The organism is Bradyrhizobium sp. BWC-3-1 (assembly GCF_032917965.1).
GTDB lineage: Bacteria > Pseudomonadota > Alphaproteobacteria > Rhizobiales > Xanthobacteraceae > Bradyrhizobium > Bradyrhizobium canariense_D.
Map to the genome: position 1 here is coordinate 5,120,147 of NZ_CP136625.1, position 13,742 is coordinate 5,133,888.

The 13,742-nt window shown below is 63.8% G+C and carries 19 protein-coding genes and 1 pseudogene; 5 read left to right on the top strand and 15 right to left on the bottom strand.

What is annotated here, in order from left to right:
• Positions 1–176: 176 nt before the first annotated feature.
• Positions 177–467: a hypothetical protein gene (locus RX329_RS24880; RefSeq protein WP_085353546.1), complete on the bottom strand. Its 291-nt coding sequence runs from the start codon at positions 465–467 to the stop codon at positions 177–179.
• A 336-nt stretch (positions 468–803) separates the two neighbouring features.
• Positions 804–1,100 carry an HdeA/HdeB family chaperone gene (locus RX329_RS24885; RefSeq protein WP_240543383.1) on the bottom strand — a complete coding sequence of 99 codons (297 nt, stop codon included), beginning with the start codon at positions 1,098–1,100 and terminating at the stop codon, positions 804–806.
• A 219-nt stretch (positions 1,101–1,319) separates the two neighbouring features.
• Here RX329_RS24885 and RX329_RS24890 point away from each other — a divergent pair, with 219 nt between their 5' ends.
• Positions 1,320–2,363 carry a hypothetical protein gene (locus RX329_RS24890; RefSeq protein WP_317244429.1) on the top strand — a complete coding sequence of 348 codons (1,044 nt, stop codon included), beginning with the start codon at positions 1,320–1,322 and terminating at the stop codon, positions 2,361–2,363.
• 430 nt (positions 2,364–2,793) lie between these two features.
• On the opposite strand, the gene RX329_RS24895 is transcribed toward RX329_RS24890, so the two are convergent.
• From RX329_RS24895 to RX329_RS24905, 3 genes are all read right to left on the bottom strand, one after another.
• Positions 2,794–3,012, bottom strand: a complete 219-nt coding sequence (locus tag RX329_RS24895; RefSeq protein WP_007609614.1) for a hypothetical protein — start codon at positions 3,010–3,012, stop codon at positions 2,794–2,796.
• 82 nt (positions 3,013–3,094) lie between these two features.
• Positions 3,095–3,400, bottom strand: coding sequence for a GlsB/YeaQ/YmgE family stress response membrane protein (locus RX329_RS24900; protein ID WP_085353548.1), 306 nt, complete (start codon positions 3,398–3,400; stop codon positions 3,095–3,097).
• A complete protein-coding gene (locus RX329_RS24905; RefSeq protein ID WP_085353549.1) occupies positions 3,397–3,594 on the bottom strand; it encodes a hypothetical protein in 198 nt (65 codons plus the stop codon). The genes RX329_RS24900 and RX329_RS24905 overlap by 4 nt, the downstream gene beginning before the upstream one ends.
• 374 nt (positions 3,595–3,968) lie before the next feature.
• Between RX329_RS24905 and RX329_RS24910 the strand changes: the two genes are divergently transcribed.
• Positions 3,969–4,703: a DUF1236 domain-containing protein gene (locus tag RX329_RS24910; protein ID WP_085353550.1), complete on the top strand. Its 735-nt coding sequence runs from the start codon at positions 3,969–3,971 to the stop codon at positions 4,701–4,703.
• Here the strand turns inward: RX329_RS24910 and RX329_RS24915 are convergent.
• Positions 4,690–5,295 carry an SMI1/KNR4 family protein gene (locus tag RX329_RS24915; protein ID WP_317244430.1) on the bottom strand — a complete coding sequence of 202 codons (606 nt, stop codon included), beginning with the start codon at positions 5,293–5,295 and terminating at the stop codon, positions 4,690–4,692. The two genes, RX329_RS24910 and RX329_RS24915, sit on opposite strands and share 14 nt — an antisense overlap.
• Before the next feature lie 123 nt (positions 5,296–5,418).
• Positions 5,419–6,426 (bottom strand): acyl-CoA desaturase, encoded by a 1,008-nt coding sequence (locus RX329_RS24920; protein ID WP_018454517.1) that lies wholly within the window; start codon positions 6,424–6,426, stop codon positions 5,419–5,421.
• Positions 6,427–6,631: 205 nt separating this feature from the next.
• Here RX329_RS24920 and RX329_RS24925 point away from each other — a divergent pair, with 205 nt between their 5' ends.
• Entirely contained in the window at positions 6,632–7,429 is a 798-nt protein-coding gene (locus RX329_RS24925; RefSeq protein WP_085353551.1) for a transglycosylase SLT domain-containing protein, read from the top strand.
• A 119-nt stretch (positions 7,430–7,548) separates the two neighbouring features.
• Here the strand turns inward: RX329_RS24925 and RX329_RS24930 are convergent, their stop codons facing one another.
• The 3 genes from RX329_RS24930 to RX329_RS24940 all read right to left on the bottom strand — a co-directional run bounded on the left by RX329_RS24930 (position 7,549) and on the right by RX329_RS24940 (position 9,388).
• The gene (locus RX329_RS24930; RefSeq protein WP_027517656.1) at positions 7,549–7,824 is read right to left on the bottom strand and encodes a hypothetical protein; all 276 of its coding nucleotides are present in this window, start codon (positions 7,822–7,824) and stop codon (positions 7,549–7,551) included.
• A gap of 146 nt (positions 7,825–7,970) precedes the next feature.
• Positions 7,971–8,630, bottom strand: a complete 660-nt coding sequence (locus tag RX329_RS24935; protein ID WP_085353552.1) for a cell envelope biogenesis protein TolA — start codon at positions 8,628–8,630, stop codon at positions 7,971–7,973.
• A gap of 221 nt (positions 8,631–8,851) precedes the next feature.
• A complete protein-coding gene (locus RX329_RS24940; protein WP_085353553.1) occupies positions 8,852–9,388 on the bottom strand; it encodes a helix-turn-helix domain-containing protein in 537 nt (178 codons plus the stop codon).
• 191 nt (positions 9,389–9,579) lie between these two features.
• On the opposite strand from RX329_RS24940, the pseudogene RX329_RS24945 reads away from it, so the two are divergent.
• A pseudogene (locus RX329_RS24945) lies at positions 9,580–9,912 on the top strand (zinc ribbon domain-containing protein YjdM); the annotation flags it as partial.
• A gap of 127 nt (positions 9,913–10,039) precedes the next feature.
• Here the strand turns inward: RX329_RS24945 and RX329_RS24950 are convergent.
• From RX329_RS24950 to RX329_RS24970, 5 genes are all read right to left on the bottom strand, one after another.
• Positions 10,040–10,960: a DMT family transporter gene (locus RX329_RS24950; protein ID WP_085353554.1), complete on the bottom strand. Its 921-nt coding sequence runs from the start codon at positions 10,958–10,960 to the stop codon at positions 10,040–10,042.
• A gap of 90 nt (positions 10,961–11,050) precedes the next feature.
• A complete protein-coding gene (locus tag RX329_RS24955; protein WP_162847293.1) occupies positions 11,051–11,197 on the bottom strand; it encodes a hypothetical protein in 147 nt (48 codons plus the stop codon).
• A 246-nt stretch (positions 11,198–11,443) separates the two neighbouring features.
• On the bottom strand, positions 11,444–11,698 hold the full coding sequence (locus tag RX329_RS24960) for a hypothetical protein (RefSeq protein WP_085353555.1): 255 nt from the start codon (positions 11,696–11,698) through the stop codon (positions 11,444–11,446).
• A gap of 191 nt (positions 11,699–11,889) precedes the next feature.
• Entirely contained in the window at positions 11,890–12,093 is a 204-nt protein-coding gene (locus RX329_RS24965; protein WP_085353556.1) for a hypothetical protein, read from the bottom strand.
• Positions 12,094–12,107: 14 nt separating this feature from the next.
• The gene (locus RX329_RS24970; protein WP_085362184.1) at positions 12,108–12,290 is read right to left on the bottom strand and encodes a hypothetical protein; all 183 of its coding nucleotides are present in this window, start codon (positions 12,288–12,290) and stop codon (positions 12,108–12,110) included.
• A 132-nt stretch (positions 12,291–12,422) separates the two neighbouring features.
• Here RX329_RS24970 and RX329_RS24975 point away from each other — a divergent pair, with 132 nt between their 5' ends.
• A complete protein-coding gene (locus tag RX329_RS24975; RefSeq protein WP_085353558.1) occupies positions 12,423–13,733 on the top strand; it encodes a hypothetical protein in 1,311 nt (436 codons plus the stop codon).
• Positions 13,734–13,742 lie beyond the last annotated feature (9 nt).

Below are 13,742 nucleotides of genomic sequence, written 5' to 3' on the forward strand. Positions count from 1 at the left end.
GCGCCTCGCTAGAAGTCGACCTGTCGAGCAACAGACGCGCCAATACGCACGGTGAAGCGAGCACAGCTCGGATCGCGTGTGTGCGGGCCCGGAACTCGGATCACCTCTCCCCACTCGGAGAGAGGTGCTCCGCGCACAGCCGACCGACGGTGCTCTGGCCGCTGCGCAAAGACCGGCTAGTAGCAAGGCGGGTAAGGTTCGTAGCCGCAGCGGCGATAGCCGCCGTAGGCTCCGTAAGCCCCGTAAGCTGCCGCACCAACCGCAGCAGCTCCGACGCCCACGGCAACTCCGCGGCGCACGGCTGCACCACGATAGACGCCACCGCGATAGACACCGCCGTGATGAACACCAACCCGACCAACCCCGACGCCTCTTCGATAGGCGAAGGCGTCAGTCGAAACAGTCACGATGCAGGCGATGCCAATGATTGCGGATGCGGTAAGTGAAACGATGGTTCGGCGCGACATGTCCACTCTCCTTCCTGGATTGGGACGGTGCGTCAGCGCAATTCGCTAATGAGCGGGTTTGTTGATTTAGAACAATGCGGGCCCTTGCGATCTGGCGGCCGGGTTCATAACGAGACAGCGAAAGTGTCACGCTTTACCTACATAGGGCATCAGCGGGAGCCACACCGCTTTCGGTCATGTACCTGACGCTCGCGACGCATGCCGGTTCGGCAATGCCACGCCCCACCCCCGTGCCCGCGATAATTTCTCGTTCGCACGCGCGTTGGGGGGACAGCGGCGCAACCTCTCCTTCCGGCGATAGGACTGCCCGCACTCCGAGGCTGGGCGGCCCCGCCCCTACTTCGTATCGGCCTCGACCGCCTCCAGCAGCGGCATCTCGCGATGCGACTCGCAGAAGCGCGAGAGCTTGTTGCCGTTCTTGTTCAGCGCTTGCGTATCCACGACGGGATTGTTGCGGCGGCCGGCGTAGAACCCGGCGAGCCAGACGTTCACGGTCTGCATGTGGGTGATGCGCTGGGTGATGTACTGGTCGCAGCTGATCTTGGAAACGTCGACCAGCACCTGGGCCTTGGCCGGCACGGCCAGCAGCAGGGCCGCGAAGGCACCAAGGACGATCGCTCTTGTCTGAACCATGTGTTCCTTCCGATGAATGTCTGCACGGTGGCGACGGTCGGGCGCTGCATGCTTGATCCAGATCAAGGGCGCCCGTTGCATACCCCGCGACCGCCCCACCCCGAGGCCTCGCCATAATTTCTCCTTCGCACGCGCGTTGTGTTGGACAGCGGCGAGACCTATCGTTCCGATCGGACTGCCACACTTCCATTGACGCCCGACGGAAGCGAGAGCGCATCGGTGCCCGAGACGAACGACCCCAAACCTGACGACCACAAGCCAGACGCCCCCAAGCCGGACGAGGGGCGCGCCGATGGCGGGCTGGCGCGGGCCTACGATCGGATCAAGAGCGCGGAGCAAGACCTTGCGCGGCTGGACCGGCTGGTTTCCGGAATGGAACGCGGCAGCGAAATCCCAGCGGCCTCGCGAGCAAGCGCCGGTGCGGAGGCTGTCGAGACTCCCAAGGACAAGGCTCCCGAGGCCAAGACTCTCAAGAGCACGGCGCCGGCGCCGGATAGCAGGGTTCGCAGTCAAGGCCTGAGGGGAGATCGGCCCATGCTGCGCGCTTTGGTCGGCCTCGTGCTGGCGATCGGCATTCTCGGCGCCGCCTTCGCTTCGCAATACAGCGATCGGGCCAGGTCTATGACCAAATCGATCATGGCGCGATGGGCTCCGCCGGCCGGGACTGAGCCTCGCCAAGCGTCCGCGGTTGAAACTCCGGCGCAACCGCCGGCGGTGCAACTGGCTGCCGCGGATGAGCCCGGCACGGTGCCCGCGCCGCCGGCCGGCAAGGACACGGAGAGCAATGCAGGGTTTGACGCTTCAAGACCAGCTGCTTCAAGACCCGACGCTCCAACAACGGGCGCCACGACGCCCGACCCCTCGTCGTCCGATCTCGCGCAATCGCTCAAGTCCATCACCAGCGAGCTTGCGAACATCAACGGAAAGCTCGAGCAACTGAAAAGCCGCAACGAGCAGACGCTGCGCGAGCAGGCCGACACCATTCAGCAGCTCAAGGCGGCGCAGGAGAAGGATGCGGCGGCCAATGCGCGCCTTGCCGCACAGGTCCAGGCGCTGCAAAAGGAGCTGACGACGTCATCCGCATCGTCATCCGCACCTGCGTCCGCGAAACCCGCCGCGCGTAGCGTGATCACCAACGAGACCGCTGCGCCCGCACGGCCGCACGTGCAAGCGGCCGCACCTCGGCGACCCCGGCCGTCGCGAGGGCCCTGGATGCCCCCGCCCTATATGGTCGATCCCTACTATGGGGATCCGGATTGGTGAGCCCGCGGGGCGGATGAGCTGACGTTACGGAGCCGCCAATCGAAGGCGGTCCCGGATGTTGCGTTGGTGCGGCTAGCGCCAACCGCGATGACGGCCCCTGCTCCAGCCGTAGTGATGACCGCGGCCGCCACGTCCCATGTGACCGTGGCCATGTCCATGGCCTCCGCGCGCGAGAATCACCGGACTGTCGGAGCCAGCGACCAACGTCTCAGCCGCAACGCGGGGCATGGCAGAAGCGGAAAATGTCGACATTGCCGCGATTGCGCACGCGGCAACGCCGATCAACAAATGACGTATCATGTTGGGGATTCTCCAGGAGCCGCGTGATAGCGGCAGAGATGAATGCTTCCGCCGCCCCAGAGTTCCATCGAAACATCAGGGAACGGCAATGAACGCGAGCCCTTCTGCGCCGGCACGCACGCTCGCGGCATCAATCACGCGGCGAGATCTGAAGCTCCATCAACGCCATGCGCTCCAGGACAGCGGGGTCTCGCTCGCCCTCCTTCGCTGTGCGAAGGATTGTTTCCGCGATCGACCGGACATGCGCGGAGCTGACCGGGGCCGGCAGTGACGCCACCGCCGTGTCCAGCGCAGTTTTCATGATGCCGATGGTTTCAGGCGTAAAAGATGCATTCGAAAAGTCTAACATGCTGGATCCGATCCGGAGGTCATCACGAGCGTCTTTGCCGCGGGCGTCTCACCGGCGCCTGATGCGGCTGCGTGAGCAAGGGTCACCAACGCCGGCCCCAGCTGCCGCGCCAGCTGCTTCCCCATCCACCACCACCGCGCACCAGCCGGACGACGAGGAGCAGCAGGACCGCGCCTACGGTCGCGTTGACGATCGCGCTGATCATGCCGCTGCCGAGATGCACGCCGAGCTGAGGCAACAACCAGCTGCCGACAAACGCGCCCAGGATTCCGATGATGATATCGCCGATGATCCCAAAGCCGGTCCCGCGGACGATCTGGCCCGCCAGCCAGCCGGCGACGAGACCGACAAACAAGATCACCAAAAGGCTTTCGCCGGACATTCTCATTTTGTGACCTCGATCACTTGGTTGAAATGGCTGCTGATCTGCGCAATCCGGTCGACCAGGGCCGTCAGATGTCGCGGTAATGGGTCGTGCTCACCCCGAAGCCTGATCCGAAGGCGGTCTGCTATTTCATGAGAGATCGCCAGGCTGGAGCCGCGGTCGATCTGAATGGCATTGCGAACATGGGGGTTGTTCATGAAGGTTTCCGGTTGATACGCACGGAGGACGCTTCGCGCCGAGTCGCACTCACAACGCGACTGCGGTCTTTAACTCAGGCGAGGATCGGAGGTTCGATCTCGCAACGCTCGGGGATCACTGACACAACAGCCCCATCGAGCAAGAGTTCCTTCCGATTACAACTTATGTTTGAAATTCATCGGTCGCGTACAAGCCAACGCGGGATGCAAAGCTCTTGTTATCGCCGACTCATCTATTTTGCAGCTTTTTCGGATATCGAGGCATCAATCGTCTTTAAACCAGAAATAGAATCGGAACTGCAGCCCGTCGAGACCGTTCGTTCCCATGGCTGACGTTCGTCGGCATCATATTCAAATGAATTGAAAGAGATCAGATGAAACATACTTTGCTGGCTTCCGTCGCCGTTGTGGCGTTGTTCGCTGCGACCGGCACTGCAATGGCTCAAGGCGTCAATCAGGGCGGCGCCAAGGGTGCGGAGTCCCCCGCTGCCGTTTCGCCGAAAGCCGAAACCGCGGCACCGATGAATGCACCCACAGCAAAGGACGCCCCCACCGCGGCACCGCACGGCTCGCCGGCAGCGGCAACGCCGCAGCACGCACAGGGCGCGCCTGACGCAAAGCACTCCGGCGACGTCAAGGCCGATGGCAAGGCGAAGACCACGGAAACAATGGCCCCGGCCACCAGTTCGAAGCCGACTGCCGACAGCAAGACGCCCGGCGAGATGAAGGCGAATGGGATGACCAAGGCGCCCGATCCGGCCACCACGTCGAAGGACGTGAAGACCCCGACCGCCGAGAGCAAGCCTTCGGCGCCCGAGGGCAAGACGACCGGCAATGCCGCTACCACGGCGGTCGCGGCGCCTCCCGCCGAAAAGCGTACCCAGATCACTTCGGCCATCAAGCAGGAGAAGGTCGAGGAAGTCACCAACGTGAACTTCAACATCTCGATCGGCACCACCGTCCCGGCAGGCGTTCGTTATCATGCGATCCCGAGCCGCATCGTCGAAATCTATCCGGAGTGGCGCGGATACGAGTTCATTCTGGTGCACGGCAGGTACGTCATTCTTCGTCCGCACACCCACGAGATCGTCTATATCATCGAGGGCTAAGCGAAATCCGACGGATGACGCGCAAACCGAAAGGGCGGCTTATGGCCGCCCTTTTGTCGTTCGGCCCCACGCGATCATGATGGGTTTCGCAAGGGCTCAATCCGCCCGAACGGCTGCATATCCATTCACCCCTCTCCCAAGCCGAGAATGAAGGTTTCAAGATCGGGCGCGAGTTTGTGTTCGGGAAATCGGCGAACATGTCGCCACCGTCCACCGGTTCATGCTCGTGATCCCAGTAGAAGACCTGGCCATAACTGTCCTCCTCCAGACTCAGCAGGAACAGGTCGCCGCCGGGATCGGGAGCGAAGGGGCAGCTCAGTCGGGGAATTCGATTCATGCCCCGATACACATCGTAATTGTCGATGACGCCGTAGCTGTCGGTCGGATGCGTCGTGAACAGCACGTCCAAAACGGTGCGGTCGTTGCGCCAAGGCAGCTCGACGCCGCAGCGGTCGAAGCCGCCGCCGTCCGATTGCGCCAGTAGCTCCTTGTAGGGCGCGGGCAACGGCGCACCGATGTGTTGCTCCAGCGCACGGATGGCGTTGGAGGGCGCCGGTGGCCGTCGGTCGTCCATGAGATCCAGATAGTTCATCGGCCTAACTTTGTGCCCCGTGGGTCATCAAAGCGCCCGCGCCAGTGAGCCAACCGCCTCACCACACAACCAGATTGGTGTGGCCGAATCCCTTGGCGTAGTGGAACACCGAGCCCGTATGCTTCAGACCATCGCTTCGGTATCTGCCACTGGACGTTTTCCGCCGTCCGGATCTCCCGAGCGAAGCGTCCGGCTTCCGGCAGAGAAAATGTCCTGCACCAACCCGAGCTTGCCGAGTCCCAAAATGATCAGGCCGTTGATGTCGATCTCGTACCAGGCGTGCGAAATGTAGGCGTCGCGCGGAAACCGGTGATGGTTGTTGTGCAGGCCTTCACCGAAAGTGAGGATCGTGGTCACGAACTCGTTGGTGGTGCCGTCGTCGAGATCGAAGCGGCGGTAGCCGTAGCGGCCGTCGCTGTGGCAGACCGAGTTGACCAGTGATGTCGCCATGGTCATGAGGTAACTGCGGAACAGGCCGGAGAACAGGATGCAGCCGGTCATCGTGTGCACGCCGCCAAACGCGTAGCCGATCGCGCCCGGAATAATCACTGCCGAGAGCGCGTACCAGTACCAGCGCGTCCTGGTGAAGAACATGGCGATCGGATCGGCCAGGATATCCTTGGCGTAGTATTCGGCATCCGTGGTGGCCTGGTCCCACACCCAGCCGCCTTGCGCATGCATCATCCCCTTGGCGAAGGTGACATAGGGGTTGCCGTCGCCGTCATAGTAAGGGCTGTGGACGTCGCCGGGCTTGTCGGAGTGAAGATGATGCCGGCGATGATTGCTCACCCATTTCAGGATCGAGCCCTGCACCGCCATGGTGGCGATGGCCGCGAACAGCGTCCGCATCACCGGACCGCAGCGGAAGCTGCGGTGCACGAAGTAGCGGTGCATGAAGCCGATGCCGACCGTGGAAAGCGCGAACGTGCCGGCGAAGACCGAAACCTCCACCCAGCCAATGCCTTGCCAGAAGGCCCAGACCAGCGCCGCGATCGACCCACCGATCATGATGACGAAGGAGATGTAGGAATCGCGAAACTTGGCGTCGACCACGGGACCTTCGACCAGTACGCCCGGCGGCATTTTCCGCTCCGCAGCTTCCGCCGGCACCACGCTTTCGATTACGGTCATTCCAGCCGATCCATTCACACAAAATTAACCCTGCTGCGGCGCACAGTACAACCTCGGGTTATTTCCATCAAGGATTCGAGCTGCCGTGGGAGTACGGAGCGGCGACTTGAAAACAGGCGACCAGAGGAAAAAGAAGCCGGATTTCAAGGCCTGGTGACAGCGTTAACCAGGTACAAAGCCTCCGCAATGCACTCCCAGTAGACCGATGCCAGGACAAAGCAAGCGCCCCCTCCCTCGCCTTCGCAAGCTCCGGCGTAGCGCGCGATCGATGCGAAAGACCTTCGCCCGCGCACCGCGGATGGTTCGGATCGCGGGCGGCGCGGCGATGCTGCTTGCGGTCCTCGTCCTCGTGAACATCGCCTATCAAACGGTGCGCAAGCCGACCGAGCTGTTCGTCCTAGTCGGCCATGCGCTCGACAAGGAGCCATCGGACACGTGGCGGCGATACGGGCCGCTGTTCCGCAAGCATTCCACCGCGACGATCACGCCGGAATTGCTGGCCGCGCTGGCGCAGGTCGAGACATCGGGCAATCCGCTCGCGCGCACCTACTGGCGCTGGCGATGGAGCTTCAATCCGCTCGCGATCTATCGGCCCGCATCGAGCGCCGTCGGCCTCTTCCAGATGCTGGACGCAGCCTATGCTGACGCCGCGCGGTTCTGCGTTCGTGGCAACGCGGTCACGGAGGCCGGCTGCGGCTCGACCTTCCTCTATAGCCGCGCGATTCCGAGCCACGCCATCGAGCTGGCATCGGTGTATCTCGACCGCAATCTCGCCGATGTTCTCGCCCGCGCGGGCGATGTGAAGGCGAGTGCACGCGAGAGGCAGGATCTCGCCGCCTTCATCCATCTCTGCGGCGCAGGCCCCGCAACGGCCTTCGCACGCCGCAAGTTTCAAATGGCCGCCGACGAACGCTGCGGCGATCACCTCGTCGCGAGCTATGTCGCCAGGGTCAACGCGATGAAGCGGCAGTTTGTGCGGCTCGCCGCGGAGGACGGCGACTAGCAAAGGAGCGTAGCCCGGATGAGCGAAGCGACATCCGGGAATGCTGCGGCAACGTCCCGGATATCGCTTCGCTCATCCGGGCTACAGGAGCCAATCAATTCCGCGTCCGTCGGTGGCCTTCACCACCAGTACGGCCAGCGCCATCCCTCGTAGCGGACATATGACGATACCAAGGGCGGGCCGTAGGGATCGACCCGGTCGTCTTCCGGGCGATAACGATAGCGTGGAACGATATTGTAATCCCACGGCGTCGGCCGGAGCACGGGGACATCCACCCTCAGCCGTTGTTCATCCACCACTCGCGCCTTCCGCGCCCGGGCTTCGGCATCCGATATCCCGAGATTGCACAGCACCAGGGCGGTTCCGAGCGCACACGCGACAGTCATGATCTTCATGCGTTGGTCTCCTTCCCCCAAGAGTGCAAAAGGACGTCAAGCAAGGCAAGCGAATTTGCGATCAAGCTTTGCCGGAATGACCGATGCCGGCCGCCCCGCCGTCATTGCGAGCGGAGCGGAGCAATCCAGACTGTCGACCGCGGCCCCTACTCCCGCGCGCGCCGCACCGCCTCCGTCAGCTTCATCCTCTGCTTGTCCCACCGGCTCTGCTCCGTCTCGGCACGCTCCTCGAGCGCCGCGCGCTCAGCTTCGATCGCCTCCGCCCGCGATTCGTGCTGCCGCCTCGCGTCGTCCAGCGCCGCCTGCGCGTTCGCGACCGCCCTGTCGCGGCGCGCGCGCTCCTTGGCGCGAGCGGCCTCCTCCTTGCGGCGCTCGGCTTCCCGCCGCCGCTCTTCCTTCTCGAACGCCGCGGCGGCCTTGCGCGCCTGTTGATCGTCGACCTTGCGGGATGGTTCCTTTGCAGCCTTCGCCGGAAGCTTTCTCGGCTTGGACTTCGCTTTGGGCTTGGCTTTGCGGTTCGGCCTGGCCTCGTCGTCAGCGAGATCGGTCGGCAACTCGGAATGCTCGGTGAACGGGCCGTCCGATCCGACCGGGCGCCGGAGCACCACGCCCGGCTTCTCCATCGTTGCCGCGACGATGTCGGGGTCGTCGGTCTCCTTCGCGGCGCCCTGATGGAACAGATTGGACCTGGCGCCCCAGGCGTCCAGTGCCGCCTTCATCGAGGGCGCGGCGATCGCCTGGTCGTAGAAGCCGAGCGAGGTCTGGTAGGTCTTGAGTTTTCTTTTTGGTTTTGCTTTTTTCGGCATGTCGCTCCGCAGCTGGCAAGCCACCAGCTTCCTGCGGCGCCATCATGCCATACTGCCCCTGTTTTGCCCGACGAGTCAAATTCGATTCGGTATCGCCGAAGTCGATACCGGGCGCGGAGGCCCAATACCAACGTTTTCGGATTTCCAACACACTGAAATCCCTCGAGATTTCTACTGTGCATGGGGTTGTTTTCGACGTTTTTGTTTTGACGGCTCGCCACCTACGCTGCGTCGACATCCTCAGGCGCCGCCCCCGCGACGAGCCCGTCGAGGCCGACCATCAGGAGATCGGCGATGTGCATGAGCTGGTAGAGCGGAATGTCCGCCTCACCCTGCTCGGCCAGCGACACGAAGACCGGCGTGGCGCCGATCAGCTCTGCGAGCTGCGTTTGCGTGTAGCCGCGCCTCTCGCGCGCGCTTCTCACGCGCGCACCGATCCCGAGCCGGTGCCGGGACTGCTCGTCCGCGGTCATCATCACGGCCTGCTCGTCGGCGCTGGCATAGCCGTCCGCGAACGCGCTGCCGATCAGCCTCCCCTTGCGCCAGGCGACCCGGCAGTCCTTGCGCAGTCCGCTGCTGAAGACCAGCGTGAACTGCTCGGCGACCCAGAGCGAGGCGTTGAGGCCGAGGCGCGCGCCGGTGCCGGAGACATCGCGGATCGTGCAGGGCGCGCTGATGACCTTGCCGGTGCCGTTGTCGAATTCGACAATGCCGGTCCGCAAAATGTGATGTCTGACGGCGGCGCGGTGCTCGCTCATGACGGGACGCCCCTTGCGCGGCGACGTCGCAGCCGCAAATTCCGGACCTCGATACCGCAGAGTTTTTCCTGAACTCCTAAATTTCCAAGGGTTCGACCAGGACTGAAAGCCATGGTAAAGGATTTGCTCCCAATCCGTCTTTATCCGACGGACAGCGTGCGGCGCGCCCGTGACGGGCGACGAGGCGAATAATGACCGACGCGATGAAATGCCCGACCTGCAACTCCGAGCACGCCTATCAGGATCGCGGCCTCTGGGTCTGCCCGGAATGCGGCCATGAATGGAGCGGCACGGCAGAGGCCGTCGCGGACGCCGCGCAAGAGGCCGGCGTGCGCGATGCCAACGGCAATGCGCTCGCCGACGGCGACAGCGTCATCGTGATGAAGGATCTCAAGGTCAAGGGCTCCTCCTCCGTGGTCAAGGGTGGCACCAAGGTCCGCAACATCCGCCTGCAGGACGCTACCGACGGCCACAACATCGCCTGCAAGATCGACGGCATCGGCGCGATGAACCTGAAATCGGAGTCCGAGGCCCCGGACTCGCCAGGGCAAATCCGCCAGCGAGCGCGCCGAACGGCTGGGGCGGGAGCTGACCTGCCGCGGCGTCAAGTTTACCACCATCGAATGGTAAGCGCCGTCCGGTGGCTGCGATCTATCGCTGTCTCTGCGCCAGATAGAATCCGCACAGCACCGTCACCAATCCCGCCGTCTGCAATAGTGTCGGCGGCTCGCCGAGCAGGAGCCAACCGGTGAGCACCGTCAGCGCGGGCACGCAGGCGGGGACAACGGCGGCGCGGGCGACGCCGAGGCGTTGGACCGAGACGGCGAACAGATAAAGCGCAGCCGGGCCTGCAAGCACGCCCTGTGCCAGCGCCTGGATGGCGTTCTCACCGACACCGATCGCCGCGATCCGCGCGAGTCCGCCGGTCACGAGGTAGATCGGCAGCAACAGCAGCGACAGCACGTTGATGACGAGCGCAGCCGACACGGCGGAGACCCGCCAGTGGCGCACCAGCGCGCCGAAACCCGCGAACATCAACCCGGTCAGCACGAAGGTCAGATCGCCGAGCACGCCGTCAACGCCGATATGACCGATCGATTCCGCGCCGATCACGCCGAGCCCGCCGACGATGACGACAGCGCCGGCGATGCGCGACCAGGAGACATGCTCTTTCAGGAACAAGGCCGCGAGCAGCAGGCCGCCAAGCGTCGCGCAGGAGGGCTGGATCACGCTGCCATGGCCGAGCGGCACGAACAGAAAGCCAGTGTAGGAGATCAGCGACATCACGGGGCCGCCGAGCACCATCAGCGCAAGGCCCCTGCCCCAGCCGATGCCGCAGAGATCGGAGATTCCGCCGCGTATCACCAGCGGCAGGAACGCGATGCCGGACCAGACATAGCGATGCACGAGCAGATCGACCGGCGTGAAGCCGAGCTTGAGGCCATGCCGCGTGCCGGCAAAGCCGAGCGCCCAGAACAGCGCCGCGGCGAGGCCGCAGAGCACGCCGACAAGCGCCGGCGCCTGATCGTTCTTCCGAATGCGAGCGTCAGCGCCGCTCGTCCGCTGATCCATGGGACAAAGCGGTACGCCGACAGAGGCCGTCGCTCAACCCATGTGCCTGCAAGGCTGGCACGCAAGCGAGAGACGCCAGCGCGCCTTCGCTCAGAAAAATCCCGGGCTGAGATCGAGCCCATACGTCAGGCCGAGCACGAACACGAACAGCGCGGCGGCTGCGAACAAGGCGAGATGCTTGAGAATGAACGCGCGGGGCGAGACGCTTGCAACAACGGCTTTCTGTGCAACGGGCATGACTACTCCATTATGAAAATGATTCTTGGCTGCTCAATATGCGGCGCCCGCATCAAGCGCCGCGATCTGGAAAGCAACTATCAAAGAGATCACACTCGCTTTGAACGGCCGTACACAACCGGCACGTGATCATGACTCGCTGCGCCAAGAAAAGACCGCGCTCCCGAAAGGGAACGCGGTCCGGGCAGACTCGGAGAAAGCGAGCCTGCACACATTGGCTTGACGTTGGCTTGTGGCGTCCCCAGATCAGCGGGCGCTGCCCGTCGTGACGTCAGCCGTCTTCACCTGGCGCGGCGACAGAACGCGGGCCTGGTGGACCGAAGCGACAGTAGTGGGCGCCGAGGCCTGCTGCTCGACATGCGCGGCACCGAGCACGCGCACCTGCATCGGGGAGACCGGAAAGCCGTTGGCCTCATAAGTCGGCAGTTCGGCGGCGAAAGCCGCGGTGCTGCCCGCGATCGTCAGGATGGCGGCGGCGATTGACAGAGTCTTCTTGTTCATGGGTGATGCTCCTTCAGTGGAAGATTCGGAGCACATTTAAGCGCATTTTGCTGCATTGCGACATGCGTTGTTGCAATGCAACAGCGCGCCGGGTGCATGGCAAATATGTTTAATGCGCGCAATGTCTTGGCAAAATCACCGCCCCGGCGCGAAATGACACTCTCGCGAAATGACACTCTAATGAGCGGCGGTCAGCCGCCGAGCACGTGGCCCCAGCCGTCGAAAACGTAGCCTTTCCAAATCACGGTTCCGTCTTGGCCCGGCCGGCTGGCACGCCTGAAATCGTCGGCCTGCTCAGCAGTCCAGGTGATGATCGTATCGGAGAGTTGGTCGTGCAGGATGGCGGGCTCGGTGGGATCAAAGGCGTCCATCGGACGAAGCGAGGAATGCGTCATGCGCGCCTAACGCGCTAGCCGTGACAAGGTTGCCCAACGCGCCTGCGAAACACCGCCACGCGGCCCGCGCCAAAATATTCGCCTTTATCGAATTTTGCACAACGCTGGCGAGCAAGCGCCCGTGGAACCGCAATGGAACCCGCGTTGCCGCCGCGCAACACCTGCTCGAAAAGCCCGCTTTCGCCGAATTGCGCCATTGCGCCGCCACACCCTCCCCAGAACAATCGACGCGCGGCGTGCCTTTTCGTGCAAGACTGTTTGGCCAAGACTGTCTGGTCAGACTGTTCGGAGAAGACGAGGTTCAACAGAACCGTTTGGAGGCAGGGATCATGAATGATCGGCGGTCTCTTCTGGTGGCGGTCTCCTGCCCCTCGGCGGTTCTCGCCGGCTGGCTGGCGCTCTCTCTGTCCGCCTATGCCCCGGCCCTCATCGAGAACAGCGGCGCCAATGCTTCCGCCGTCTCGCGCGCGAAGGATCTCAGCCGACTTGACCTCGCCGACATCCCGCACGCTGCGGCCATCGAGGACGGCGTCGCCCTGACCTCCGATATCGCGGCCGCTGTCGCTGCGACACCAGAATTGGTCAATGCTGAAGCGGCAGCGCCCGAGGCGCCAGCTCCGGCCATCAAGCTCGCCTCGGCCGACCCAGTGCTGATCTTGCCGACCGAAGCGCCGCTCGCGCCGCAGATGTCGCCTGACCCGACACCAGTCGCCAGTGAGGTTGCTCCGGCTCCGGCGTCGGAGCCCGTGATAAAGCTCGCATCCGCCGATCCCACTGAGATCGTGACGACGGAGGCGCTGTCGCCCGCGACAATCGCGACCGGCCCCGCGCCCGTGGCGAGCAAGGCCTCGCCGTCTGCGGACACGACCGCGGTACTCGACGAATGCTACGTGATGGAAGCCTGCATCGACCGCTATCTCTGGGCGCTCTACCAGCGCACGGCCAAGGAAGACTCGATCAAGGTCACAGATCGCCGGGCCGTCACCGTCAAGCGCAAGGGCAAGATGGTCACAGTGATGCGCAGCTTCACGAAGCTGGTTGACGAGGACTTTGGCTGGAAGGATCCGAAGGCGGCCGACCGCGCCGGCATGTCGATGATGGACTACGTCATCGGCGGCATGGACAAGAGTTTCAAGAAAAAGCTGTTTCGCACACTGCTCGCGGCTGAGGCTGCCGGGCTTTCGCCGGGCATCACCAGCGCGTTCCGCGACGACTATCGCCAGTCGATCGCGAGTGGCCTGAAGGCCGCCTCCGACCGTTCCTATCACGGCGGCAGCACGCGCGGCGGCTACGGGCACGGCATGGCGGCCGACATCGTCAGCACCAAGGGCGACAACCGCGCGCAGCGCTGGGTCTCGACCGAGGTGCTGTGGAAGTGGGTCGACGCCAATGGCAAGGCGCTCGGCATCGGCCGCCCCTATCTCGGCCGCGATCCCCCGCATGTCGGCCCGGTCGATGGTACGGAATACGTCTCGCGCCGAGGCACGTCGGACCGCAAGGAAGCCAACGTCAAGCCGAGAAAAGCGCGGGCCGTGGCAAGCGCAAAGCCGCCGAAGGCGAAGGCACAGGCGACGCGCGAGCAGAAGGTCCCCGCGAAGCCGCAGAAATCAGCGCAATCAGCCACGAAGCGCGCGACCTGAGTTTGACGG